A 22,244-nucleotide genomic window follows, 5' to 3' on the forward strand; every position below is an offset into this window, starting at 1 on the left:
ATGGCAAAATTTAAAGTGATGACGATTTTTGGGACGCGTCCTGAAGCAATTAAAATGGCACCGCTTGTACTGGAGTTGCAAAAGTATCCTGAAAAAATTGAATCGATTGTGACAGTAACGGCGCAGCATCGTCAAATGCTCGATCAAGTACTGGAGACATTTCATATTACACCGGATTACGATTTGAACATTATGAAAGACCGCCAAACATTAGTGGATGTAGCAACGAATGCATTACAAGGGCTAGACCGCGTGATGAAAGAGGCACAACCAGATATCGTCTTGGTGCATGGTGATACAGCAACGACTTTCATTGGTAGCTTGGCTGCGTTTTACAATCAAATTGCGATTGGGCATGTAGAAGCGGGGCTTCGAACAGGCCAAAAATACTCCCCATATCCAGAAGAAATGAATCGTCAATTAACAGGTGTAATGGCCGATCTTCATTTTGCGCCAACAGAAGTATCAAAGGAAAACTTACTAAAGGAAAATAAGCTAGCTGAAGCGATTTTCGTAACAGGCAATACGGCCATTGACGCCTTAAAAACGACGGTAAAAGAAACGTATGCACACCCTGTGTTAGAGAAAATCGGTCAGGACCGTATGATTTTACTGACTGCACATCGCCGCGAAAACTTAGGTGACCCAATGCGCAATATGTTCCGTGCGATTAATCGTTTACTAGCGGAGCATAAAGATGTACAAGTGGTATATCCTGTACATATGAATCCAGCTGTTCGTGAGGTAGCTAACGAAGTGTTAGGGGATAATCCTCGTATTCACTTAATTGAACCACTTGAAGTGTTTGATTTCCATAACTTTGCAGCGCGCTCCTATATGATTTTAACAGATTCAGGCGGTGTACAAGAGGAAGCCCCTTCTTTAGGGAAGCCTGTGCTGGTACTGCGCGATACAACAGAACGTCCAGAAGGGATTGCTGCAGGTACATTAAAGCTTGCAGGTACAGATGAAAATACGATCTATACATTAGCGAAAGGATTGCTCGTAGATGAAGAGGCCTATGCGGAAATGGCTCAAGCTTCCAATCCTTATGGTGACGGATTTGCATCGAAACGAATTGTAGAAGCGCTTATAAAATTTTCCGATGATGTAAAATAAAGTAAAATATATGTTGATAAAGGGGAATGTTGAGTTACTCTTTAACTCGAAACGGGCTATTTTTATCTCAATATGACCCTTTTTTTATTCATTTATTGCGCCATTGTAGCGAAAATGGACTTATTACTTTAGTAGTAAATGTTTGTCATGGAAGTTGAAAAATTGTGAATAAACTAATTTTGCAGATAATAGAAGAAAACTGTCTTAAAGCAGCTAAAAACGACGATAATAAAAAATATTGTTGGTAAATGTGAATTTTCATACACAAATTTGTCAACAATTTGACAAGAAAGGTGAGAATGTGAAGTTTTTCACCTGAACCAATTGACATCAAATAACCCCTATTGTATGCTAACAAAGGGTAAGAATGATAAGGGTTTCTTGTAGTCAAAATGCGTTGAAACACTTGTTATATCAAGTTTCTACTAGATTGGCAGTTGAAACAAAAATTGTCAATTTGCAACGTTTTTTATGCATCTGGATCAGTATCCATAAAAGCGGTTTGGCTTTCTAGTAAGTAGCATGACTTGTTGTTGAGAGAGCGGACATGCTCAAAATGCAACTATTATTTCTAGATGCAATACGGCTTGTAGTGCATCTATTTGCTACGATTTAGTTCACTTGATGGTCTAAAACGATTCTTTACTCGAAAAAAAAGATTCAGGAGATTAATTGTCAATGCTAGATTTGCATCATATTTTCGCTATGCAGAAAAAAGCGTTATTTTTTTTGCTTGCTCTCAGTACTTTAGGCTGGGGATTTACTGCATATCAAACAGTATTCGCTGGAATAGCTCTCGGTGCATTCTTTGGCACGTATAACTTTTGGATTTTGCTTCGAAGAATGGAAAAGTTTGACCGTTCCATAAGTGAAGGGACGAAAGCACCATCAATCGGTACGGCTTTGCGGTTCGGATCTGGTGTTGCGGCAGTCGCAATTGCAATTTCGTTGCCACAATATTTTCACTTAATTAGCACGGTTATAGGGTTAATGATTCCGTATGTATTGCTTGTGATTGAACGTGTTGTACATGCGATCAAAAACCAATAAAAAGTGCATTGGAAAGAGAGGTGAATGCAGAAATGAATCATAAAAGTCCTGAAGCACATTTAGATCTTGGGTTTGTAACACTTACATTCAACTTATCTACAGTAATGATGTTATTAGTTACAGCTATAGTCGTGTTCTTAATCGCGTTTATTTCGACACGTAGCTTAGCACTTAAGCCAACAGGTATGCAAAACTTTATGGAGTGGGTTATGGACTTCGTAAAGAACATCGTTACGGGAAATATGGACTGGAAAACAGGTAAGCCATTCCACGTTCTAGGAATTACACTTATCATGTTCGTCGCAGTTGCCAACTTACTGGGTCTTCCATTCGCAATCATTTATGATGATGTATTATGGTGGAAATCACCAACAGCTGACCCAACAGTAACAATGACATTAGCCGCATTAGTAATCGTGTTATCACATTACTATGGTGTGAAGGCAAAAGGTACAGGTGGTTATGTAAAAGAAACATACTTCCAACCAATGTCTTTCATGTTCCCATTAAAGATTGTTGAAGAGTTTGCGAACACATTAACTCTTGGTCTACGTCTTTACGGTAACATTTATGCTGGTGAGATTTTACTTGCGTTAATCGCAGGTTTAGCTACATCTAGCGCAATTGGTGCTGTCGGTGCAATCGTACCAATGATGGCATGGCAAGGGTTCTCGATTTTCATCGGGTTTATCCAAGCTTTCATTTTCACTATGTTAACAATGGTTTACATGGCGCACAAAGTGAGTCACGACCATTAATTATAAAATTCCACGCTAACCACGTGGCAATTTGAACCAAACAAAAAACAAACATTCCAAGGAGGAAATTTTAAAATGACAGGTTCATTAGGTTTATTAGCAGCAGCAATCGCAATCGGTTTAGGTGCACTTGGTGCAGGTATCGGTAACGGTCTTATCGTTTCAAAAACAGTAGAAGGTATCGCTCGCCAACCAGAAGCTCGTGGCGTACTTCAAACTACAATGTTCATCGGGGTTGCATTAGTTGAGGCCCTTCCTATCATCGCGGTAGTAGTAGCATTCATCGTAATGAACAAATAATCTTAGGATTATTAGATGATAATGGCGAAGCACATCTTCGCCATTCCTTTTGTATGGTTAGGTAAATGCTTAATCATACATATTAAAGTAGTATTTGACATTGAAAGTAAAGTTTTAAACATTATAGATTTTTGAATTTAGTCAAGCTCTTGAAGGGAGTGAAACAATCGTGGGATTAGATAAACTTGTACTTGCTGCTGGAGCAACAGGTCTTAACACTGGTGATATCCTTGCAACGGGAATTATCTTCCTAGTATTACTACTTCTTCTTAAAAAGTTCGCTTGGGGTCCTTTAATGGGCATCATGGAACAACGTGAAGAGTTAGTTGCAAGCGAAATCGATGCAGCTGAAAAAGCTCGTAAAGAAGCACATGCCGTATTAGAAGAGCAAAAATCTCTTTTAAAAGAAGCGCGTACTGAAGCACAAACAATCATTGAGGGTGCGAAGAAACAAGCTGATGTGACTCGTGAAGAAATCGTGTCTGCAGCTCGTAATGAAGCAACTCGTTTAAAAGAAGCTGCTGTTCGTGATATCGAGGCAGAAAAAGAGAAAGCTATCGCTGCTGTGCGTGAAGAAGTGGTTTCACTATCAGTGCTTGCAGCATCTAAAGTTCTTGGAAAAGAAATTTCTGAGGCTGACAATAGCGCATTAATTAAAGAAACGATTGCGAAGGCAGGCGAGGCGAAATGAGTCAATCGACTGTAGCTAAGCGTTATGCCGAAGCATTATTCCAGTTAGCAAGTGGACAAAACACACTTGCTGAGATCGTTGAAGATTTAAAGGAGCTTACAAAAGCTTTAGAAGCAACTCCAGAGTTACTTTCTTTACTACAAGCGCCTAAAATCTCTACGGACAAGAAAAAAGCATTGATTACTGGTGTTCTTGCTAATGCGAATCCAGCAGTAGTGAATCTTTTACACGTTTTAGTGGATCGTAAGCGTATTAGCGAAGTATCTGCAGTAGCAGAAGCATTCCAAACACTAGCGGCATCGGCTCAAGGGGCTGCTGAAGCAACAGTTTACTCAACTCGCGCTTTAACTGACGAAGAACGCGCAGAAATTTCTGCATCTTTCGCCAAGTTAGTAGGAAAAGAAAAGTTAGACATTACAAACTTAATCGAGCCAGCATTACTTGGTGGCATTCGTGTACAAATCGGCAACTACATTTATGACAGCACAGTAGCTTCTAAGCTAGAAGGTCTAAAGCGTACGTTAGTTGGTTAATTTTAAGAAATGTGAGAGGTGAACATACATGGGCATCAAAGCTGAAGAAATCAGCAGTCTGATTAAACAGCAGATTGAAAATTACCAATCTGAATTACAAGTAAGCGAAGTAGGTACAGTTATCCGCGTTGGTGACGGTATTGCTCTTGCTCATGGCCTCGACAACGTCATGGCTGGAGAGCTTTTAGAGTTCTCTAACGGTGTTATGGGTATGGCGCAAAACTTAGAAGAAGGTAACGTAGGTATCGTTATTCTAGGTGACTACCTTGGCATTAAAGAAGGCGATGAAGTTCGTCGTACAGGTCGTATCATGGAAGTACCAGTTGGTGAAGCACTAATTGGTCGTGTTGTAAACCCATTAGGTCAACCAGTTGACGGATTAGGTCCAATCAACACAGATAAATCTCGTCCGATTGAAAGCCCAGCTTTCGGTGTAATGGCGCGTAAATCAGTACATGAGCCATTACAAACAGGTATCAAAGCGATTGACGCGCTTGTACCAATCGGTCGTGGTCAACGTGAGTTAATCATCGGTGACCGTCAAGTAGGTAAAACATCTGTAGCAATCGATACAATCTTAAACCAAAACGGTGAAAACATGATTTGTATCTATGTTGCAATCGGTCAAAAAGAATCTACAGTTCGTGGCGTAGTTGAAACATTACGTAAAAACGGCGCTTTAGATTACACAATCGTTGTAACAGCTTCAGCTTCTCAACCAGCTCCGCTATTATACTTAGCGCCATTTGCTGGTGTATCGATGGCAGAAGAATTCATGTTACAAGGTAAACACGTATTAGTAGTATATGATGACTTATCTAAACAAGCATCTGCTTACCGTGAGTTATCATTATTATTACGTCGTCCTCCAGGTCGTGAAGCTTACCCAGGTGACGTATTCTACTTACACAGTCGTTTATTAGAGCGTGCTGCGAAGTTAAATGAAACGTACCAAAACGGTTCGATCACAGCGTTACCGTTCGTAGAAACGCAAGCAGGGGATATCTCAGCTTACATTCCTACAAACGTTATCTCTATCACTGATGGACAAATCTTCTTACAATCTGACTTATTCAACTCTGGTGTACGTCCAGCGATCAACGCCGGTTTATCAGTATCACGTGTAGGTGGTTCTGCTCAAATCAAAGCGATGAAAAAAGTAGCGGGTACATTACGTCTTGACTTAGCAGCTTTCCGTGAGTTAGAGTCGTTTGCTCAATTCGGTTCTGACTTAGATAAAGCTACTTTAGCTAAATTAGAGCGTGGTAAACGTACTGTAGAGGTTCTGAAACAAGACCTAAACAAACCACTTAAAGTTGAAAAACAAGTTGTTATTTTATACGCGTTAACTCGTGGTCACTTAGATGATATCCCAGTAGCAGACATCACTCGTTTCGAGGGTGAATTGTTAAGCTGGTTAGATTCAAACCACACTAACGTTTTAGATCATATCCGTACAACAAAAGATCTTCCAGCGGATGCTGATATCGTTGAAGCTATCAACGCATTCAAAAAAACTTTCGCTAAATCTGAGTAATATCGGACTGTGATTAAAAAACAAAAGGTGGTGAAATACCAGTGGTAAACTTACGCGAAATTAAAGGTCGTATTAATTCTACAAAGAGTACGCAAAAAACGACTAAAGCGATGCAGATGGTTTCTTCTTCGAAATTACGTCGTGCAGAGCAAAACGCTAAAGCTTACGTTCCTTACATGGAGAAAATTCAAGATGTAGTAGGTGCAATCGCTTCAGGTACAAAAGACAGCGGACATCCAATGTTAACTGTTCGTCCTGTTAAGAAAACTGCTTACCTTGTTATCGGTTCTGACCGTGGTTTAGCAGGTGCTTACAACTCTAGTATTTTACGTCAAGTGCAGCGTACAATTAACAAACGTCACAAGTCAAAAGACGAGTACGTAGTTTTAGCTGTAGGTCGTATTGTGCGTGATTACTTTGTAAAACGTGATCATAATGTTATTAGCAGTGTCGTTGCTCTTCCTGACCAACCAACATTCGCTGATATTAAAGAAATCGCTCGTACTGCTGTTGGTATGTTCATTGATGGCGCATATGATGAACTTTATATGTACTATAACCACTTTGAAAGTGCTATTTCTCAAGTTGTTACTGAGAAAAAGCTTCTTCCATTAACTGATATTGCACCAGCTTCTACTCAAGCTGCATACGAATTCGAGCCATCTGGTGAAGCAATTCTAGAAGTATTACTTCCACAATATGCAGAGAGCTTAATTTACGGTGCTTTATTAGATGGTAAAGCAAGTGAACATGCTTCTCGTATGACGGCAATGCGTAATGCAACGGATAATGCATCTGACTTAATCGCAGACTTATCTCTTCAATACAACCGTGCACGTCAAGCAGCAATTACACAAGAAATTACAGAAATCGTTGGTGGAGCTGCAGCCTTAGAATAGGCGGCAGTCTGCCAATGTCGTATAAGAATACGATAGGAGGGTACACATAATGAACAAAGGACACGTTCTACAAGTAATGGGTCCAGTTGTCGACGTTAAGTTCGAGAACGGTCAATTACCAGCAATCTATAACGCATTAACAGTTAAGATTGAACGTCCAAACGAAGAGCCAACAACTCTTGCTTTAGAAGTTGCGCTTCACTTAGGTGACGACGCTGTTCGTACAATTGCGATGTCATCTACTGATGGCTTACAACGTGGTGCAGAAGTGACTAACACAGGAGCACCGATTTCAGTACCAGTTGGTGATTCAACACTAGGTCGTGTATTCAACGTACTTGGTGAAGTAATCGACTTAGGTGAAGAAATCCCAGCTTCAGCTCGCCGTGATTCAATTCACCGTGAAGCACCAACTTTCGATCAATTATCAACTACAGTTGAAATCCTAGAAACAGGTATCAAAGTAGTAGACTTATTAGCACCATACATCAAAGGTGGTAAAATCGGTCTATTCGGTGGTGCCGGTGTAGGTAAAACAGTATTAATCCAAGAATTAATCAACAACATCGCGCAAGAGCACAGTGGTATCTCTGTATTCGCTGGTGTAGGTGAGCGTACTCGTGAAGGTAATGACTTATACCACGAGATGACAGATTCAGGCGTTATTAAGCAAACTGCCATGGTATTCGGTCAAATGAACGAGCCACCTGGTGCACGTATGCGTGTAGCGTTAACTGGTCTTACAATGGCGGAATTCTTCCGTGATGAGCAAGGTCAAGACGTACTTTTATTCATCGACAACATCTTCCGTTTCACACAAGCAGGTTCTGAGGTTTCTGCCCTATTAGGTCGTATGCCTTCTGCGGTAGGTTACCAACCAACACTTGCTACTGAAATGGGTAAATTACAAGAACGTATCACATCGACTACAAAAGGTTCTGTAACTTCTATTCAAGCAATTTACGTACCAGCCGATGACTATACTGACCCAGCTCCAGCAACAACTTTCGCTCACTTAGATGCAACAACTAACTTAGAGCGTAAATTATCTGAGATGGGTATCTACCCAGCCGTTGACCCATTAGCATCAACTTCTCGTGCATTATCACCAGAAATCGTAGGTGAAGAGCACTATGCAGTAGCTACTAGTGTACAACGTACGATCCAACGTTACCGTGAGTTACAAGATATCATCGCTATCTTAGGTATGGATGAGTTATCTGATGAAGATAAGCAAACAGTAGAACGCGCTCGTCGTATTCAATTCTTCTTATCTCAAAACTTCCACGTAGCGGAACAATTCACTGGTCAAGCAGGTTCATACGTACCAGTTAAAGAAACTGTACGTTCATTCAAGGAAATCCTTGAAGGTAAATATGACCACTTACCAGAAGATGCTTTCCGTTTAGTTGGTAGCATTCAAGAAGTAGTAGAAAAAGCTAAAGGCATGGGCGTAGAGGTTTAATTCTAACGGCGAGGAGGAAAAAATATGAAGACAGTAACAGTCAATATTGTCACTCCCGACGGCCCAGTATACGATGCTGAAGTAGCAATGGTTATCGCGAAAACAACTTCAGGTGAAATTGGTGTGCTTCCAGGCCATATTCCTATGGTAGCTCCACTTGCAATTGGTGCAGTGAAGCTAAAGACTGAAGGCGGCCAAACAGAACTTGCGGCTGTTAACGGTGGTTTTATTGAAGTGCGTCCAGACAAAATTTCGATTTTAGCATCATCTGCAGAGGTTGCTTCATCGATTGATGTCGCTCGTGCAAAAGCAGCTTTAGCTCGCGCTGAGCAACGACTTCAACAAAAACAAGATAGCGTTGATTTCAAACGTGCGGAGTTAGCTCTAAAACGCGCGATTAATCGTATCAATGTTCAAGAGGGTAATATCTAATAAATAGGAGCGGACAATTAATGTTGTCCGCTCTTTTTTAGCAGATAGGGAAGTACAAGTTTCGCATAAGAAAAAGGCATCCTCTCGACTAAATTTTGTCGAGAGGTGTCTTTCTAAACATGGAGGCATTCAGGATGGATTTTTATACGGAAGCGGGTCAGCAAGCTGCATTTGGGATTGGCGCGTACATCTTTTTTATCGGCGTTACTTTTTACGCGCTACAAGCGTTTCGCTTAGAGCAACTTTTTAAAAAAGGGAAAGTATTTCAAATTCAATTGATTTATATTTTATTAAGCATTGCCGTTGGTTCAAGTGTCGCTGATTTCTTTATCAATTTTTCGAATTGGTCACAGCAAATTCCTTATTTATTTCGATAAATAAAAGGATACATAGTAAGTTATATGCATTGTAGGGGGAAATAAGCCCTTGTTTATCGCTACAAAGTTTATAATGATTTAAATTGTTACTTGATTTTATTTCCACAATAGTATTTTGCCTGTAGTGTAGTAAACAATTATACATTTTTTTGATTAATAGGTAATTCACGATATTTGTATAAGGTGCGTATTATAAAATGTAGCTTATTTCTACAAAATAACGTAAAATAGTGATTTGGGCGCTTGTATTGAGAGGTCTTACAAGTTAATATTGAATTGTTTGTATAAATTTAGACTATTAAACTTTTTTTATAAATTGGGTTTTGCAGTTTCGTAACAATTGTATTCGGAGGGACGAATTGTGGATAAAATTATTGTAACAGGTGGCCAGACATTAACAGGTAAAGTAAAAGTAGAAGGTGCAAAAAATGCCGTTTTACCCATCTTGGCAGCCTCACTGTTAGCTTCAAATAAAAAGCATATTATTAGAGATGTACCAGACCTAGCAGACGTACACACGATTAGTGAAGTACTAAAAAGCTTAAATGCCAAAGTAGAATATAAAGCAGATCAAAATGAAATGGTTATTGATGCTTCAGGTAGCCTTTCAAGTGAAGCTCAGTTTGAGTATGTAAGCAAGATGCGCGCTTCGATTTTAGTGATGGGGTCATTGCTTGGACGTAACGGGTTTGCTCGTGTCGCACTTCCGGGGGGATGTGCAATTGGATCGCGACCAATTGAGTTGCATTTAAAAGGTTTTGAAGCAATGGGTGCAGAAATTTCATTTGGTCATGGGTATGTGGAAGCTGTTGTAAAAGATCGTCTAAAGGGTGCAAAAATTTATTTAGACTTCCCGAGCGTTGGGGCAACAGAAAATATTATGTCAGCAGCTGCACTTGCAGAAGGTACAACAATTATTGAAAATGCAGCGAAAGAGCCTGAAATTGTCGATTTAGCGAATTTTATTAATGCTATGGGTGGACGCGTCATAGGGGCGGGTACAGACACAATTCGAATTGAGGGTGTAACTGAATTAACAGGTACGACACATTATATTATTCCTGATCGTATTGAAGCGGGCACATTTATGGTGGCAGCGGCCATTACACGTGGTGATGTAGTCATTGAAAATGCGGTGCCTGAGCATATGACAGCATTAATTGCCAAAATGCGTGAAATGGGCGTAGAAATCACGGAAGAAGCAGAAGGACTTCGTGTACGTGCAAATGGTGCATTAAAAGCAGTTGATATTAAAACGATGCCACATCCAGGTTTCCCGACGGATATGCAGTCGCAGTTAATGGCGCTAATGCTTACGGCTGAAGGCACAAGCATTATTACGGAGACGGTATTTGAGAACCGTTTTATGCATGTAGAAGAATTCCGCCGTATGAATGCGGTAGCTAAAATCGAAGGGCGTTCCGTATTTATTGAAGGGAAAACAGACTTGCAAGGTGCTGAAGTAGCAGCTACTGATTTACGTGCAGCGGCTTCATTAATTTTAGCGGGGTTAGTATCAGAAGGCATTACACGTGTGACAAAGCTTCATCATTTAGATCGTGGGTATGTCAATTTCCATGAAAAGCTTGCCGCATTAGGCGCAGATATTGAACGTGTAACAGATAAAGCGATTGTAAAAAAACAAGCAACGGCTTAAATGTACCCTATGCTTATTTCTATAATTATATGATAAAAAATTGCGAGTAATTAATTTACTCGCAATTTTTTTGTGCGTTAGCAAAAGTCGGGCAAAAAGCAGCTGAACGAGCAAATCGAATCCGCAAACGGTCAAAAGTAAGTGCTATCCGAGCAAAAACTCAGGTTAATCGGTCAAAACACAATCCCCCCGAAATTCTCCAATGCTCTCCACAAAAAACAAGCAGAATTGTGCCGAAAACAGGTGGAAAAAATTTAAAGCTTCCTCGGAATTATTACAAGCCCTTCCCTCATACATTGCGTTATGAAAAAATACATTCTGTTTGTTGTCCTTATTATTTTGTTATTTATCATTCCATTGCAGTACAAAAAAAATCAAACGCAAAATCAAAATTTACAGGAAGAGGAGGATTGCGAAGTTTTTATCACGCTCGCCGAATCAAATGAACAAATTGCGCTCGAGCAATATTTAATCGGTGTAGTGGCTGGGGAAATGCCAGCAAGCTTTCATCCGGAAGCATTAAAGGCACAAGCCATTGCAGCGAGAACATACGCTATGCACCAAACCAGTTTCGGGACAACCCCCATTAAGCAAACGACGGCCCACCAAGTATTTAAAGAAGAACGAGATCCGAAATATGAAGAAAAATTAAAAGAAGCAGTAACGGCTACAAAAAATCAAATTCTTACGTATAATGATGAACCGATTACAGCGATGTTTCATGCTGCTTCCAATGGCCAAACAGAATCTGCCCAAAATTATAGCGGGTCGACCGTAGCATATCTTACGACTGTTTCTACACCTGAAGAATATAGAGATACACAAACGTTGACGCTTGCGCAGTTAAATGACAGGCTACAAACAACGTTGACGCTTGCTCAAATACAGCAAGCAACAATAACACGTAACAATACTCAGCGTGTCGAAACGATTGCAATCGGCGGGAAAACGTGGACAGGGCGCGAGTTTCGTGAATTGTTAAACTTAAAATCGACAGACTTCACAATTACGGTGAATACAGACATTACGATTGCTACAAAAGGTTACGGGCATGGCGTAGGGATGAGCCAGTACGGAGCGAATGAACTTGCACAAACAGGGAAAACAGCGGAACAAATTCTGTCGCATTACTACCCGAATACATCACTAGCAACGCTTGCCTGTGCAGAACAATGAGTCTTTTTTATGAAAATGGTGACAGCAGGATTCTTCCTTTATAAAAAAACATACATTTTCACAAAAAAATATTGTAAAATTTCGGTATAACTTTGTTTAAAATCACCAAAATGTGTTAACAATAGCACTCGAGGTGATAATATTATGCGAGAGGATAAACAAACTACTTCTCCAAAAACTTGGGTCGATCAAAAATGGTTTTGGCCAGCTGTTTATGCAATCATTGCAATTATTATGATTGCCTTTATCGTACTTTATAATGTACTAGTTACACCGGAAGAGTCGGATACACTTCAACCTGTATCACAAGAGCCGGAAACAATTATTGAAACAAATGCAGTAGAAGAAACAATGAAGTTTCCGTTTGATGAGTTGCAATTAAACAACGTGAAAATTTTACAGGACTTTTATGATGTAACAGCAGATGCTGAAACACGTGAAAATGCACTACTTGTATTTAATCAAACATACTCAGCATCAAATGGTGTTTCGATCGCTATTAATAGCGAACCGTTCCAAGTGTTAGCGGCGTTAAGTGGCACAGTCACAGAAGTGAAGCTCGATGCATTTACGGGCAATAAAGTGACAATTGAACACGAAAATGGTTATACAACACAGTATACTTCTGTAGGAGATATTGTCGTACAAGAAGGCGATAATGTCGTACAAGGGGAGCCGATTGGGATGACAGTTGAAAACGAATGGAACCCAACAGCAGGCATTCACCTTCATTTTGAAGTATTAAAAGACGGTCAGTACATTAATCCTAGAACGTTACTGGCATTTTAAGTTCTAATGTTCCTACACGCGGCATAAGCTGAATAAACACGCGATTGAAAGGAAGAGAGCGTGCACGAGCATATTCGGCATCGCTGCGTGAAATTAGGGCAGCTGCTAGTAGAGACAGGGGAAACCGTTCGCGCCATCGCTAAAATGACAGGGTATTCGAAAAGTACGGTCCATAAAGATCTGACAGAACGCCTAGAAAAAGTTAACGAGACATTGTCAACAGATGTTAAGCAAGTTTTAGCGTATCACAAATCAATCAGGCATCTCCGAGGAGGAGAAGCGACACGGAAGAAATGGCAGCAAAAACAGCACAAAGATCAACAGACCCACATGGACGAAAAAGCGTTTTGACGAGTATCAAAAATCGTCGAAATGCTTTTTTTATTGTCGAAATGAGTAGATGGTATTGTTGTAAAAGGAAAGTATTACCGATAATATAGATGTAATTTAGCCTTTAATATGATAAAATATTCAAGATAAACAGATATGCACGTGTACATGTTGGAGAAGCTGGGAAGGAGATAAAAAACATGTTTTCTAAAGATATTGGCATCGATTTAGGTACGGCGAATGTACTGATTCATGTGAAGGGCAAAGGAATCGTTTTAAATGAGCCTTCTGTTGTAGCAATTGATAAAAAATCAAATAAAGTCCTAGCTGTTGGTGAGGAAGCACGTCAAATGGTTGGACGTACACCGGGCAATATCGTAGCCATTCGTCCATTAAAGGATGGGGTCATTGCCGACTTTGATTCGACAGAAGCGATGCTAAAATACTTTTTAAATAAGTTAAATGTGAAGGGCTTTTTATCGAAGCCACGTATTTTAATTTGTTGCCCGACAAACATTACGAGCGTAGAGCAAAAAGCGATTCGTGAAGCAGCGGAAAAATCGGGTGGCAAAAAAGTATATTTAGAAGAAGAGCCAAAAGTAGCAGCAATCGGTGCAGGAATGGATATTTTCCAACCGAGCGGCAATATGGTCGTCGACATCGGTGGCGGAACGACAGATGTCGCTGTACTATCAATGGGTGATATTGTAACAAGTGAGTCAATCAAAGTAGCGGGTGACGTTTTTGACAATGATATACTCCAATACATAAAGAGACAGTACAAGCTATTAATTGGTGAGCGTACAGCAGAGCAAATTAAAATGACAATCGGTACCGTATTTAAAGAAGCAGGGCACGATGAAACGATGGACATTCGTGGCCGTGATATGGTGACAGGCTTACCGCGCACGATTACGATTCATTCGAGTGAGATTGAGAGTGCGCTACGTGAATCGGTGGCGATGATTGTACAATCGGCCAAAAATGTACTAGAAAAAACACCGCCAGAATTATCAGCGGATATTATCGACCGCGGTGTTATTTTAACAGGTGGCGGCGCATTATTACATGGCATGGATCAACTACTAATGGAAGAATTAAAAGTGCCCGTATTTATCGCCGAAAATCCAATGGACTGCGTAGCCATTGGGACAGGCATTATGCTTGATAATATTGATCGTGTAGCATCAAAACTTTAACTCTCGAGGTGAGCTTCCATGTTTAAAGGATTTTATACAGCTATGTCTGGTATGACTGCTCAACAACGAAAAACAGAAATTCTGACAAATAATATGGCAAATGCCAATACACCAGGTTATAAAGCAGACCAATCAACAATCCGTTCATTTCCGGATATGTTGATGTCGGCCATTACATCGAATGGTATTCCAACGCAAAAAGGGTTAAATGCATTACAGGCCACACCTGTTGGCGCATTAAATACTGGTGTGTACTTACAAGAAACACTGGCGAACTATATGCAAGGTGCATTACGAGAAACAGGTCTTTTAACAGACGTTGCATTGGTTGATGGACAACTCCCAGTGGATGAGCAATCAGGCAATCAAGGGGCGCTTTTCTTCCGTGTACAGCACCCAGATGGGAATGAGGCTTACACACGTAATGGGAACTTTACATTAGATGGACAAGGCAATCTTGTCACAGCAATGGGGCAATATGTGCTAGATCGAGAAGGCAATCCAATTCAATTACAAAATGATCAGTTTACCATATCGGCTGATGGCATTATTACAGATGAAGACGGTGGGCAAGTAGCACAATTAGGTGTTGCGTTTGCAGCGAATACCGATCTCTTAATGAAACAAGACAATGGGTTATTCCGTCTATTAGAGGGAGAGGCATTGCCTTCAGCTTATGAGGTAGAGGGTGTCACATTTGGTATGCAGCAGCAATACTTAGAAGCATCGAATGTAGATTCTGCACAATCTATGACAAATTTAATGACAGCTTATCGAGCATACGAAGCAAACCAAAAAGTGCTACAAGCTTATGATAAGAGTATAGATAAAGCGGTAAATGAAATCGGTAAAGTATAGGAGGCTTAGCAGATGATTCGTACAATGCATACAGCAGCGAACACACTCGGACAACTTCAAGTTCAACTAGATACGATTAGTAATAATATCGCAAATAGCAATACAATTGGCTATAAAACAAAACAAGCAAATTTCCAAGAGCTACTGTATCAACAATTTAATAATGATCAGCAAGACCAAACGTTACGTCAATCACCAGTCGGCATTCGCTACGGTGTCGGTGCACATATAAGCCAAATTCAATCAAACGAATCACAAGGCTCATTACAAATGACCGATCGTAACTTAGACTTTGCTTTTACAAAGTCTAATCAATACTTTAACGTTGCGCTAGCAGATGGTTCAACAGCTTATACTCGCCAAGGGAATTTCTATATGTCCCCACAAGGAGACGGTACAAACGTATTAGTGACAAGTGATGGCTATCCAGTACTTTCTGCTAACGGTACATCGGTTACGTTTCCAGATGGTGTGAAAGACTTTACGATGTCACAAGCAGGCACATTAAATGTAAACTATGACGATGGACAAGTCATCCAATTTGATTTAGCTGTAACACAAATTACAAAGCCGCAAGTAATGGAGCATGTAAACAGCGGTGCATATATCAGTTTGCCGAATAATTTGGACGAAATTGGTTATGCTGAAGAAGAGATTCTCACTGATTTACAAGGGTTGAATCGTAATGAAGTGAGCATGCAAATCGGTGCATTAGAATCTTCAAACGTGAACTTATCGAAGGAAATGACGGATTTAATTGCAGCACAGCGCTCTTATCAATTTAATTCACGTGCCATTACGATTGGTGACCAAATGTTAGGCCTTATTAATGGCATCCGATAAGTAAATTAGGGAGAACAGTAATGACGAATGAATTAAACCATACCGCCAAAGAGCAGCCAAAAAAGAAAAGACAAACGGAGACGCCGGTTGAAGAAACATCAACACGATGGGTACAAATTCGTCTAATACCGATTTGGCTTCGTATCATTTTAGTGCTACTATTATTTATAGTAGCAGGGGCAATCGGTGTTGTTTTCGGCTATTCTGTCATAGGTGAAGGAAATGCAAGCGATGCTCTTAAATGGAGCACGTGGGAGCATATTCTCGATATTTTGAATGGAAAACAGTAAAATAATAGCTCATGTGTTTGTGATGGATTATAAAATTGAATAAAATGATTCATGACAAAGGCAAGGCTAGCATCTCGACCTGTTTTAGGTCGAGATGTATCTTTCTAACATAGAAGATGTAGCGGTTCGTCATTTACATAATGCGAAAAAATCGTTTATTTATACATAGCGCACGAGGGGGAGTATTGACATGTTAAATGTAGAACAAATTCAAGCAATTTTACCACATCGTTATCCGTTTCTTTTAGTGGATCGTATTGTCGAATTAGAAGATGGAAAACGTGCTGTTGGACTTAAAAATGTAACAATTAATGAAGACTTTTTTAATGGACATTTCCCTGGCTATCCAGTGATGCCAGGTGTATTAATTGTCGAAGCATTGGCACAAGTAGGTGGCGTTGCTTTATTAAACGCAGAAGGAAATAAAGGACGTTTAGCATTTTTAACAGGCATTGACAATTGTCGTTTTAAACGTCAAGTAACGCCAGGCGATCAGTTGCGCTTGGAAGTGGAATTTATTAAGCTGCGCGGACAAATGGGTAAAGGCAAAGGGATTGCAACAGTAGACGGTGAGCTTGTATGTGAAGCTGAAATTTTATTTGCATTAGGCCCTGTTACAGGCTGATTTGCTTTTAGTGTCTAAAGATTATAAAATACAAAGGTTAACTTTTTTATGTACGTAGGTTTGGCTTTAAACGTAGGAGGTTTAAAATAGATGTATAAAGAACTATCTTCTGGCGTCAAAATAAGCATTACCCGTTCTATCTCAACATCATTTGAATTGTATTTGGCGAGTATTGGCTGGGATGAAGATAAATTTTCGATGGAGGATTTTGTTGCAAGTTGGCAAAAATATTTTACAGAAAATGCAGCTTGGTTTGACAAAGTACCACAAGAAATACTAACGAATCCTGAGTTCCATGAAGAAGTGGCAAAGAAAATCGACGAAGTGATTGCAAAAATTCTAAATGAAAAACCAACAAAAAAGCAAATGGACTCGATTGAAAAAATGCAGAAACAACTTGGAACAAACTATACTTTTGATTGTAAAGCAGAAGCAGCATATGTAGAACAACTACTAAAACAGCAATTAAAATAGATACGTAAATTTAGGATAGTTCCTCCTTTTCTCGGGCAATCTACTGTTGACTACATTGTAGTCATGTGAAACCGAAGAAAGGAGGAAATTTTTTATGCGAAAAGGGAGCCTAATCGCCGCTGCTTTACTAGCTAGTACAACACTTGCTGCTTGTAACACAAACAAAGATGAAACGCCGATGACTGACAATGAAAAGGCAAGTGACATCGTAACACCGTATGATAATAATAACGGTACAATTGATGGGGTAAATAACAGCACAAACGGTTCTGATCGTGGTCTCTATATGAATGGGGACAATGCCAATGTTGAATCACCGACGTCTAATAAAGATAATCGCGGCTCTGACTTTAACGGTGGTAACAACATGGATGGCGCTGGGGGCAACAATGGCATGAGTGGTAATAATTCGACCAATAATCGCGGTTTAGAAGAACGAAGAATTGATGGCGTCGATGAAAATGCTACTGCTCCTTATATCAATAACACGGACGAGCGAATCATCAATAATCAAGAAGACATTATTGAAGATAAACGTGACCGTCTTGACAGAGATAATAAAGACGAATAACGATAAACACGACTGCTTATTGGGCAGTCGTGTTTTTTATTTTGTTATCTGAGATGATTATTTGTAACCGAGCAAAAGCTGTGTTTATCCGGTCAAATGAAACGTAACGGTTCCTAACAGGTACTACGACCAAGCAAAACTACCTCTTGTGCCCGCCATTTTACATACCTTTCAATTTCGGGCGTTCTTTCATACCTTGTTTAAAGCGGTCAAGTAGCTGGTCATTGGCCAATCCTTCTGCTAAAAGCTCTTGCAATAATTGCTCCGCGTAACGCTTACGCTGTGCTTTTAATGTGCCTTTTAACAAGACCGAGATATGATCACCAATGTGTTTGATTTTGCTGACAACTAGTGTAAAAGGTGCGGGTTCATTGTCGGGGAATGAGATGACGGCTCGTGCTTCAAACACCTCACCAGAAGCGAGCAGTGGCTCAAACACTTCATTCAAGTTATTTGGAATATATAGCTCTAAAATCCACGAATGATGGCTATTTTCCTGATTAATAATAATGCCATCTATTAGCGGAATTTGCTGTGTATGCCCAGCTAACAGTAAGTCAAAAGATATCATTTTAAATGTTTTCATCTTCCTCCACCCGGCTTTCTTTTTGAAGTCATTATACCATAGAAAAACTTTGCAAATTTAAAAAGTCCACCATTTCTGTCGTTGTTGATAGATCAAGGATATGCACATAAAATGATGCATTTTTTTATTTTGGCGTGTAGTGAAAAATGATTTTTGATACGCCAAAATGATAGCAAATCTTCATTTTGGCATTTTGCTCAAAAATACATTGTGTAATAAGATAACAACAACGAAAGGAGGTGTGTCAATGAACCAAGTCGGGCTAGTCGGACGATTGACAAAAGATCCCGTTCTTCGACAACTATCTGATAATAAAATCACTGTAAGCTTTGTCATCGCAATCAATCGAAATTTCCGAAATACTCAAGGCGGAGTCGATGCAGATTATTTACTTTGTATCGCTTGGGGAAAACTTGCGGAACGTATCGCCAAGTATTGCGGCAAAGGCTCACTCATTGGGGTGAGTGGACGCTTACAATCAAAAACGTACGTCAATAAGGAAAATAGTAAAGTATATACAACGGAAGTAGTCGTCGAAGATGTCCGATTTTTTGCCTTGAAGCAGCGGGAAGAGCAGCTCGCATCGGAAGCTTCAGCATATAAAGGGACGCAAGAAATAAGGGAAACGCCCTTAGAAGAGCATTTTGTGCTTCCTTCTGAGGAGCAAGAAGTAGAAGTAAATGCGGAGTCAGTGACAGGTGAACATGCAATTGTAAGAAGGTAAAGAACATGACGAATTGCTTTCGTTATAGTAGTGCAACAAACAAATCAAATCTGTACAAAAGACTGTACAATTTTTACCCCCACTCACTAAACTACGGTATATCGCTATCTATACCGTTCTCTTCTTAACAACTGAATAGTAAGTAGAACCGATAAAAAGAGAGTCTTTCCTGCGCGCGTGGCAAAAAAGACTCTCCCTCTTTATGTTAAATTTGCTGTGTCGAGCATCATTAAATTCATTAACTCCGCATCATCAAGTTCTGTCAGCCACTTACTCGATTGAATCAATTCTTCTGAAAGTGCAGATTTGATCGCGAGCATTTTATCAATTTTTTCTTCAATCGTCCCAATCGTAATAAATTTATGCACTTGCACAAATTGTGTTTGACCAATACGGTAGGCGCGGTCTGTTGCTTGATTTTCAACCGCTGGATTCCACCAGCGATCAGCATGAAGAACGTGATTGGCTGCTGTTAAGTTGAGTCCTGTCCCGCCCGCTTTGAGCGATAATAAAAAGATCGGGAACTCTCCTTTTTGGAAGCTTTCCACTAAGCGATCACGCTGTTGTTTTGGCATGCTGCCGGTTAAAAACGGGACATCTAGGTCATAGAGTTCTGAGAAACAATGCTGTAGCAGTTGCCCCATTCCGATATATTGCGTAAAGATTAAACACTGCTCTCCGTTTTCAACGATGTCTGCTGCTAGTTGTACGATCCGTTTTACTTTAACAGAACGCTCTAGCTCAACTTGCGCTTCATCAAATGGCTCTTTTAAATAAAGGGCAGGGTGGTTACATAATTGTTTGAGCTTATTAAGCATTTTTAAAATGCGTCCTTTTTTCTCAAAGCCGGTTAACTTCTCAAGCTGTGCAACAGTCTCTTCAATAAAACCTTCATATAGTGCGGCTTGCTCAGGTGTTAATGGACAAAACTCTTGCGTTTCCTGTTTATCTGGCAAGTTTAGCATTAAGTCCGGATCACGCTTTGTTCGGCGCAGTAAGAATGGACGAATTTTCATCTGTAGTATTTGCTTATGTTTTTCGGATTCATCCTTTTCGATCGGTAAAATAAACTGCTCTTGGAATTTGCCAAAGCTACCGAGATAGCCTTTATGCATAAAGTCAAAAATGGCCCAAAGCTCCGATAAGCGATTTTCAACAGGTGTCCCGGTTAAGGCAATATGATGCGCCCCTTTTAATGTGCGAATAGAGCGGGATTGCAAGGTTTGCATATTTTTAATATTTTGTGCTTCATCTAATACGACCGTTGCCCAACGAATATGCTGTAAGAACTCGGCATCTTGTGAAATAGTTCCGTATGTGGACAAAATAATATGCGGATGTTCTGTTTGTAAGAACCGTTCAAACTGTTCGTTCTTCAAACGATTAGCACCGTAATGCGTATGCACAGTGAGAGTTGGCGCAAAACGCGCAAGCTCCTTTTGCCAATTTCCAAGCACAGAAGTCGGGCAAATAATGATGGTCGGTTCCGTGACTTCAAGCGTCTCAATCGTATAAAGCACATAAGAAATGAGCTGCACCGTTTTTCCGAGCCCCATATCATCTGCTAGACAGGCACCGAATTGTTGCTGCCGCATAAAGACAAGCCATTCATACCCTTGTTGCTGATAGGGACGTAGCGTTGCCTGCAAATGAATAGGAGGTGCAACAGATGGAAGCCCTTGCTTATGTTGCAGTTGTTCAATATACCCTTGCAATGATTTCTGCATTTCAAAGGCAAACATCGGGTCGTCGCGTTCTGCATCATCTTCCTCTTCAAGCGGTGTCATCAATGTTTCCGGCAATTCACGGAACAGTAACTCGCGAACGGTCCAGTTCTCTTCTTCTGCTTGATTCATGAGCTCGCGCATTTCATGGAGCCAGTTTGCATCAATCCGGAACCATTCATTGCCGATCCGCATAAATTCACGCTTCTCTTCTACGAGCTTGCGGAATTGCTCAGCAGAGATGGCTTCATTATTCATCGAGAACTGCCAGCGGAATGTCAAAATGTCATCCAGACCGGCTGTTTTTCTTGCGGATGTATTCCCTGCGCTTACTCGGACTTTTAATTTTGACTGCTTTAGCTCTTTTAACCAAGCAGGCAAAATAATTTCAAATCCGAGTGCTTGTAGCTTCGCTAAATCATACTGTAGGAAATGCCGCACATCCGCATCTTGCAACCGTATATGGATAAAGGAAGTTGGAGACGGCGCATGATGTTCGAGTGTGAGCAGTTTGATGATTTGATCTTGTAGCTGTTCAATGTCTGGCGTCAGTTCTGCCCATTTCTCGGGAAGTACCATTTCAATGGGCAAGGTACGTTTTCGAATCGCTGGTGTCCAGTGCTTAGCTGAGGTAGGGGATAGCAAAACCGTTTCCAGTACCCAATCCTCCTCCTGTTCAACTGGTTCACTTAAACGAAGCGCGACTTGTACATTGCCTGCCATCCGCTCTGTTTGTAGCGGCCAGCCCCCATTTTGAAAATAAGGCAGTAGTGCAGGGACATCTGCAACTGTCAGCCCTGCTTTTGTTAACTGCTGTGTAACAGCTTGCTCAAGTATGGCTGCATGTTCCACATCAAAGGTTAATTTGTCTTCGATTACATGTGCATGTTGCCAAAGAGCGTCGTCTTGCCAGTAGGTGAGTGCATCGTTAATATGGGCAAGGTGCTGTGCCGAACTTGGGTCAGCCGGCTCAATGTGTAGAAACGGATGTTTATAGCGCGGCGACAGGGCATCTAGTAAATGAGCAGCCGAAATCATGAGGTCACGCTCATCCATTTTCGCACTGATTCCATAAAAGTTTGGTTCATATTTATAGTAAAGAAGCGGTGCCCAACTCGATGCTGCATGAATGAGCCCGTCTTCATTTAATGCGGTTAAGGAGTAGTAACCAGCGTTCACTAACTCGATTTTTAAGCGGAGCGTTTTTACGAAAGGTACTGTCTCGATCATTTTTCAT

25 protein-coding genes are annotated in these 22,244 nt (G+C 40.5%); 23 read left to right on the forward strand and 2 right to left on the reverse strand.

The window, feature by feature from the left end; all coding sequences use genetic code 11:
* The 22 genes from wecB (at position 1) to ACQQ2I_RS03065 (ending at position 17,973) form a co-directional block, all read left to right on the forward strand.
* Positions 1–1,119 (forward strand): non-hydrolyzing UDP-N-acetylglucosamine 2-epimerase, encoded by a 1,119-nt coding sequence (gene wecB / locus ACQQ2I_RS02960; protein WP_431029073.1) that lies wholly within the window; start codon positions 1–3, stop codon positions 1,117–1,119.
* A gap of 678 nt (positions 1,120–1,797) precedes the next feature.
* The gene (locus ACQQ2I_RS02965) at positions 1,798–2,169 is read left to right on the forward strand and encodes an ATP synthase subunit I (RefSeq protein WP_431029074.1); all 372 of its coding nucleotides are present in this window, start codon (positions 1,798–1,800) and stop codon (positions 2,167–2,169) included.
* A gap of 32 nt (positions 2,170–2,201) precedes the next feature.
* Complete coding sequence (gene atpB, locus ACQQ2I_RS02970; protein WP_431029075.1) at positions 2,202–2,927, forward strand: F0F1 ATP synthase subunit A; 726 nt, start codon at positions 2,202–2,204, stop codon at positions 2,925–2,927.
* 75 nt (positions 2,928–3,002) lie between these two features.
* Positions 3,003–3,227, forward strand: coding sequence for a F0F1 ATP synthase subunit C (gene atpE, locus ACQQ2I_RS02975; RefSeq protein WP_004269474.1), 225 nt, complete (start codon positions 3,003–3,005; stop codon positions 3,225–3,227).
* 169 nt (positions 3,228–3,396) lie between these two features.
* Positions 3,397–3,918, forward strand: coding sequence for a F0F1 ATP synthase subunit B (gene atpF, locus ACQQ2I_RS02980; protein ID WP_391367633.1), 522 nt, complete (start codon positions 3,397–3,399; stop codon positions 3,916–3,918).
* A complete protein-coding gene (locus ACQQ2I_RS02985; RefSeq protein ID WP_431029076.1) occupies positions 3,915–4,451 on the forward strand; it encodes a F0F1 ATP synthase subunit delta in 537 nt (178 codons plus the stop codon). Before atpF ends, ACQQ2I_RS02985 begins: the two co-directional genes overlap by 4 nt.
* 28 nt (positions 4,452–4,479) lie before the next feature.
* The gene (gene atpA / locus ACQQ2I_RS02990) at positions 4,480–5,988 is read left to right on the forward strand and encodes a F0F1 ATP synthase subunit alpha (protein ID WP_391367627.1); all 1,509 of its coding nucleotides are present in this window, start codon (positions 4,480–4,482) and stop codon (positions 5,986–5,988) included.
* Between the two features lie 41 nt (positions 5,989–6,029).
* Positions 6,030–6,887, forward strand: a complete 858-nt coding sequence (atpG, locus tag ACQQ2I_RS02995) for an ATP synthase F1 subunit gamma (RefSeq protein WP_431029077.1) — start codon at positions 6,030–6,032, stop codon at positions 6,885–6,887.
* 49 nt (positions 6,888–6,936) lie between these two features.
* Complete coding sequence (gene atpD, locus ACQQ2I_RS03000) at positions 6,937–8,352, forward strand: F0F1 ATP synthase subunit beta (protein ID WP_431029078.1); 1,416 nt, start codon at positions 6,937–6,939, stop codon at positions 8,350–8,352.
* A 24-nt stretch (positions 8,353–8,376) separates the two neighbouring features.
* Positions 8,377–8,784 carry a F0F1 ATP synthase subunit epsilon gene (locus tag ACQQ2I_RS03005; protein ID WP_431029079.1) on the forward strand — a complete coding sequence of 136 codons (408 nt, stop codon included), beginning with the start codon at positions 8,377–8,379 and terminating at the stop codon, positions 8,782–8,784.
* Between the two features lie 134 nt (positions 8,785–8,918).
* Positions 8,919–9,161, forward strand: a complete 243-nt coding sequence (locus tag ACQQ2I_RS03010; RefSeq protein WP_431029080.1) for a DUF1146 family protein — start codon at positions 8,919–8,921, stop codon at positions 9,159–9,161.
* A gap of 361 nt (positions 9,162–9,522) precedes the next feature.
* Positions 9,523–10,818 carry a UDP-N-acetylglucosamine 1-carboxyvinyltransferase gene (murA, locus tag ACQQ2I_RS03015; RefSeq protein WP_431029081.1) on the forward strand — a complete coding sequence of 432 codons (1,296 nt, stop codon included), beginning with the start codon at positions 9,523–9,525 and terminating at the stop codon, positions 10,816–10,818.
* A gap of 303 nt (positions 10,819–11,121) precedes the next feature.
* Positions 11,122–11,994 (forward strand): stage II sporulation protein D, encoded by an 873-nt coding sequence (gene spoIID / locus ACQQ2I_RS03020; protein ID WP_431029083.1) that lies wholly within the window; start codon positions 11,122–11,124, stop codon positions 11,992–11,994.
* A gap of 144 nt (positions 11,995–12,138) precedes the next feature.
* Complete coding sequence (locus ACQQ2I_RS03025; protein ID WP_431029084.1) at positions 12,139–12,783, forward strand: peptidoglycan DD-metalloendopeptidase family protein; 645 nt, start codon at positions 12,139–12,141, stop codon at positions 12,781–12,783.
* Positions 12,784–12,843: 60 nt separating this feature from the next.
* On the forward strand, positions 12,844–13,134 hold the full coding sequence (locus tag ACQQ2I_RS03030) for a sporulation transcriptional regulator SpoIIID (RefSeq protein ID WP_391367604.1): 291 nt from the start codon (positions 12,844–12,846) through the stop codon (positions 13,132–13,134).
* Positions 13,135–13,313: 179 nt separating this feature from the next.
* A complete protein-coding gene (locus ACQQ2I_RS03035; RefSeq protein WP_391367602.1) occupies positions 13,314–14,312 on the forward strand; it encodes a rod shape-determining protein in 999 nt (332 codons plus the stop codon).
* Positions 14,313–14,330: 18 nt separating this feature from the next.
* The gene (locus ACQQ2I_RS03040) at positions 14,331–15,170 is read left to right on the forward strand and encodes a flagellar hook-basal body protein (RefSeq protein WP_431029085.1); all 840 of its coding nucleotides are present in this window, start codon (positions 14,331–14,333) and stop codon (positions 15,168–15,170) included.
* 12 nt (positions 15,171–15,182) lie between these two features.
* The gene (locus ACQQ2I_RS03045) at positions 15,183–16,013 is read left to right on the forward strand and encodes a flagellar hook-basal body protein (RefSeq protein WP_431029086.1); all 831 of its coding nucleotides are present in this window, start codon (positions 15,183–15,185) and stop codon (positions 16,011–16,013) included.
* 20 nt (positions 16,014–16,033) lie between these two features.
* Positions 16,034–16,303, forward strand: coding sequence for a DNA-directed RNA polymerase subunit beta (locus tag ACQQ2I_RS03050; RefSeq protein ID WP_431029087.1), 270 nt, complete (start codon positions 16,034–16,036; stop codon positions 16,301–16,303).
* Positions 16,304–16,493: 190 nt separating this feature from the next.
* On the forward strand, positions 16,494–16,928 hold the full coding sequence (fabZ, locus tag ACQQ2I_RS03055) for a 3-hydroxyacyl-ACP dehydratase FabZ (RefSeq protein WP_431029088.1): 435 nt from the start codon (positions 16,494–16,496) through the stop codon (positions 16,926–16,928).
* A gap of 90 nt (positions 16,929–17,018) precedes the next feature.
* A complete protein-coding gene (locus ACQQ2I_RS03060; RefSeq protein ID WP_431029090.1) occupies positions 17,019–17,402 on the forward strand; it encodes a hypothetical protein in 384 nt (127 codons plus the stop codon).
* 94 nt (positions 17,403–17,496) lie between these two features.
* Positions 17,497–17,973, forward strand: a complete 477-nt coding sequence (locus tag ACQQ2I_RS03065) for a hypothetical protein (RefSeq protein ID WP_431029091.1) — start codon at positions 17,497–17,499, stop codon at positions 17,971–17,973.
* Between the two features lie 160 nt (positions 17,974–18,133).
* Here the strand turns inward: ACQQ2I_RS03065 and ACQQ2I_RS03070 are convergent, their stop codons facing one another.
* Entirely contained in the window at positions 18,134–18,559 is a 426-nt protein-coding gene (locus ACQQ2I_RS03070; protein ID WP_431029092.1) for a YwpF family protein, read from the reverse strand.
* Between the two features lie 247 nt (positions 18,560–18,806).
* On the opposite strand from ACQQ2I_RS03070, the gene ACQQ2I_RS03075 reads away from it, so the two are divergent.
* Entirely contained in the window at positions 18,807–19,283 is a 477-nt protein-coding gene (locus ACQQ2I_RS03075; RefSeq protein ID WP_431029093.1) for a single-stranded DNA-binding protein, read from the forward strand.
* A gap of 200 nt (positions 19,284–19,483) precedes the next feature.
* Here the strand turns inward: ACQQ2I_RS03075 and ACQQ2I_RS03080 are convergent, their stop codons facing one another.
* Positions 19,484–22,237, reverse strand: coding sequence for a DEAD/DEAH box helicase (locus tag ACQQ2I_RS03080; RefSeq protein ID WP_431029094.1), 2,754 nt, complete (start codon positions 22,235–22,237; stop codon positions 19,484–19,486).
* Positions 22,238–22,244 lie beyond the last annotated feature (7 nt).

This window comes from Lysinibacillus sp. LZ02 (assembly GCF_050613145.1).
Classification (GTDB): Bacteria; Bacillota; Bacilli; order Bacillales_A; family Planococcaceae; genus Lysinibacillus_B.

Excerpts from the sequence above, each read along its gene's own strand:
- wecB (WP_431029073.1), top strand. The coding sequence starts at position 1 with ATGGCAAAATTTAAAGTGATGACGATTTTTGGGACGCGTCCTGAAGCA.
- ACQQ2I_RS02965 (WP_431029074.1), top strand. The coding sequence starts at position 1,798 with ATGCTAGATTTGCATCATATTTTCGCTATGCAGAAAAAAGCGTTATTT.
- atpB (WP_431029075.1), top strand. The coding sequence starts at position 2,202 with ATGAATCATAAAAGTCCTGAAGCACATTTAGATCTTGGGTTTGTAACA.
- atpE (WP_004269474.1), top strand. The coding sequence starts at position 3,003 with ATGACAGGTTCATTAGGTTTATTAGCAGCAGCAATCGCAATCGGTTTA.
- ACQQ2I_RS02985 (WP_431029076.1), top strand. The coding sequence starts at position 3,915 with ATGAGTCAATCGACTGTAGCTAAGCGTTATGCCGAAGCATTATTCCAG.
- atpA (WP_391367627.1), top strand. The coding sequence starts at position 4,480 with ATGGGCATCAAAGCTGAAGAAATCAGCAGTCTGATTAAACAGCAGATT.
- atpD (WP_431029078.1), top strand. The coding sequence starts at position 6,937 with ATGAACAAAGGACACGTTCTACAAGTAATGGGTCCAGTTGTCGACGTT.
- ACQQ2I_RS03005 (WP_431029079.1), top strand. The coding sequence starts at position 8,377 with ATGAAGACAGTAACAGTCAATATTGTCACTCCCGACGGCCCAGTATAC.
- ACQQ2I_RS03010 (WP_431029080.1), top strand. The coding sequence starts at position 8,919 with ATGGATTTTTATACGGAAGCGGGTCAGCAAGCTGCATTTGGGATTGGC.
- spoIID (WP_431029083.1), top strand. The coding sequence starts at position 11,122 with ATGAAAAAATACATTCTGTTTGTTGTCCTTATTATTTTGTTATTTATC.
- ACQQ2I_RS03025 (WP_431029084.1), top strand. The coding sequence starts at position 12,139 with ATGCGAGAGGATAAACAAACTACTTCTCCAAAAACTTGGGTCGATCAA.
- ACQQ2I_RS03035 (WP_391367602.1), top strand. The coding sequence starts at position 13,314 with ATGTTTTCTAAAGATATTGGCATCGATTTAGGTACGGCGAATGTACTG.
- ACQQ2I_RS03040 (WP_431029085.1), top strand. The coding sequence starts at position 14,331 with ATGTTTAAAGGATTTTATACAGCTATGTCTGGTATGACTGCTCAACAA.
- ACQQ2I_RS03045 (WP_431029086.1), top strand. The coding sequence starts at position 15,183 with ATGATTCGTACAATGCATACAGCAGCGAACACACTCGGACAACTTCAA.
- ACQQ2I_RS03050 (WP_431029087.1), top strand. The coding sequence starts at position 16,034 with ATGACGAATGAATTAAACCATACCGCCAAAGAGCAGCCAAAAAAGAAA.
- fabZ (WP_431029088.1), top strand. The coding sequence starts at position 16,494 with ATGTTAAATGTAGAACAAATTCAAGCAATTTTACCACATCGTTATCCG.
- ACQQ2I_RS03060 (WP_431029090.1), top strand. The coding sequence starts at position 17,019 with ATGTATAAAGAACTATCTTCTGGCGTCAAAATAAGCATTACCCGTTCT.
- ACQQ2I_RS03065 (WP_431029091.1), top strand. The coding sequence starts at position 17,497 with ATGCGAAAAGGGAGCCTAATCGCCGCTGCTTTACTAGCTAGTACAACA.
- ACQQ2I_RS03070 (WP_431029092.1), bottom strand. The coding sequence starts at position 18,559 with ATGAAAACATTTAAAATGATATCTTTTGACTTACTGTTAGCTGGGCAT.
- ACQQ2I_RS03075 (WP_431029093.1), top strand. The coding sequence starts at position 18,807 with ATGAACCAAGTCGGGCTAGTCGGACGATTGACAAAAGATCCCGTTCTT.
- ACQQ2I_RS03080 (WP_431029094.1), bottom strand. The coding sequence starts at position 22,237 with ATGATCGAGACAGTACCTTTCGTAAAAACGCTCCGCTTAAAAATCGAG.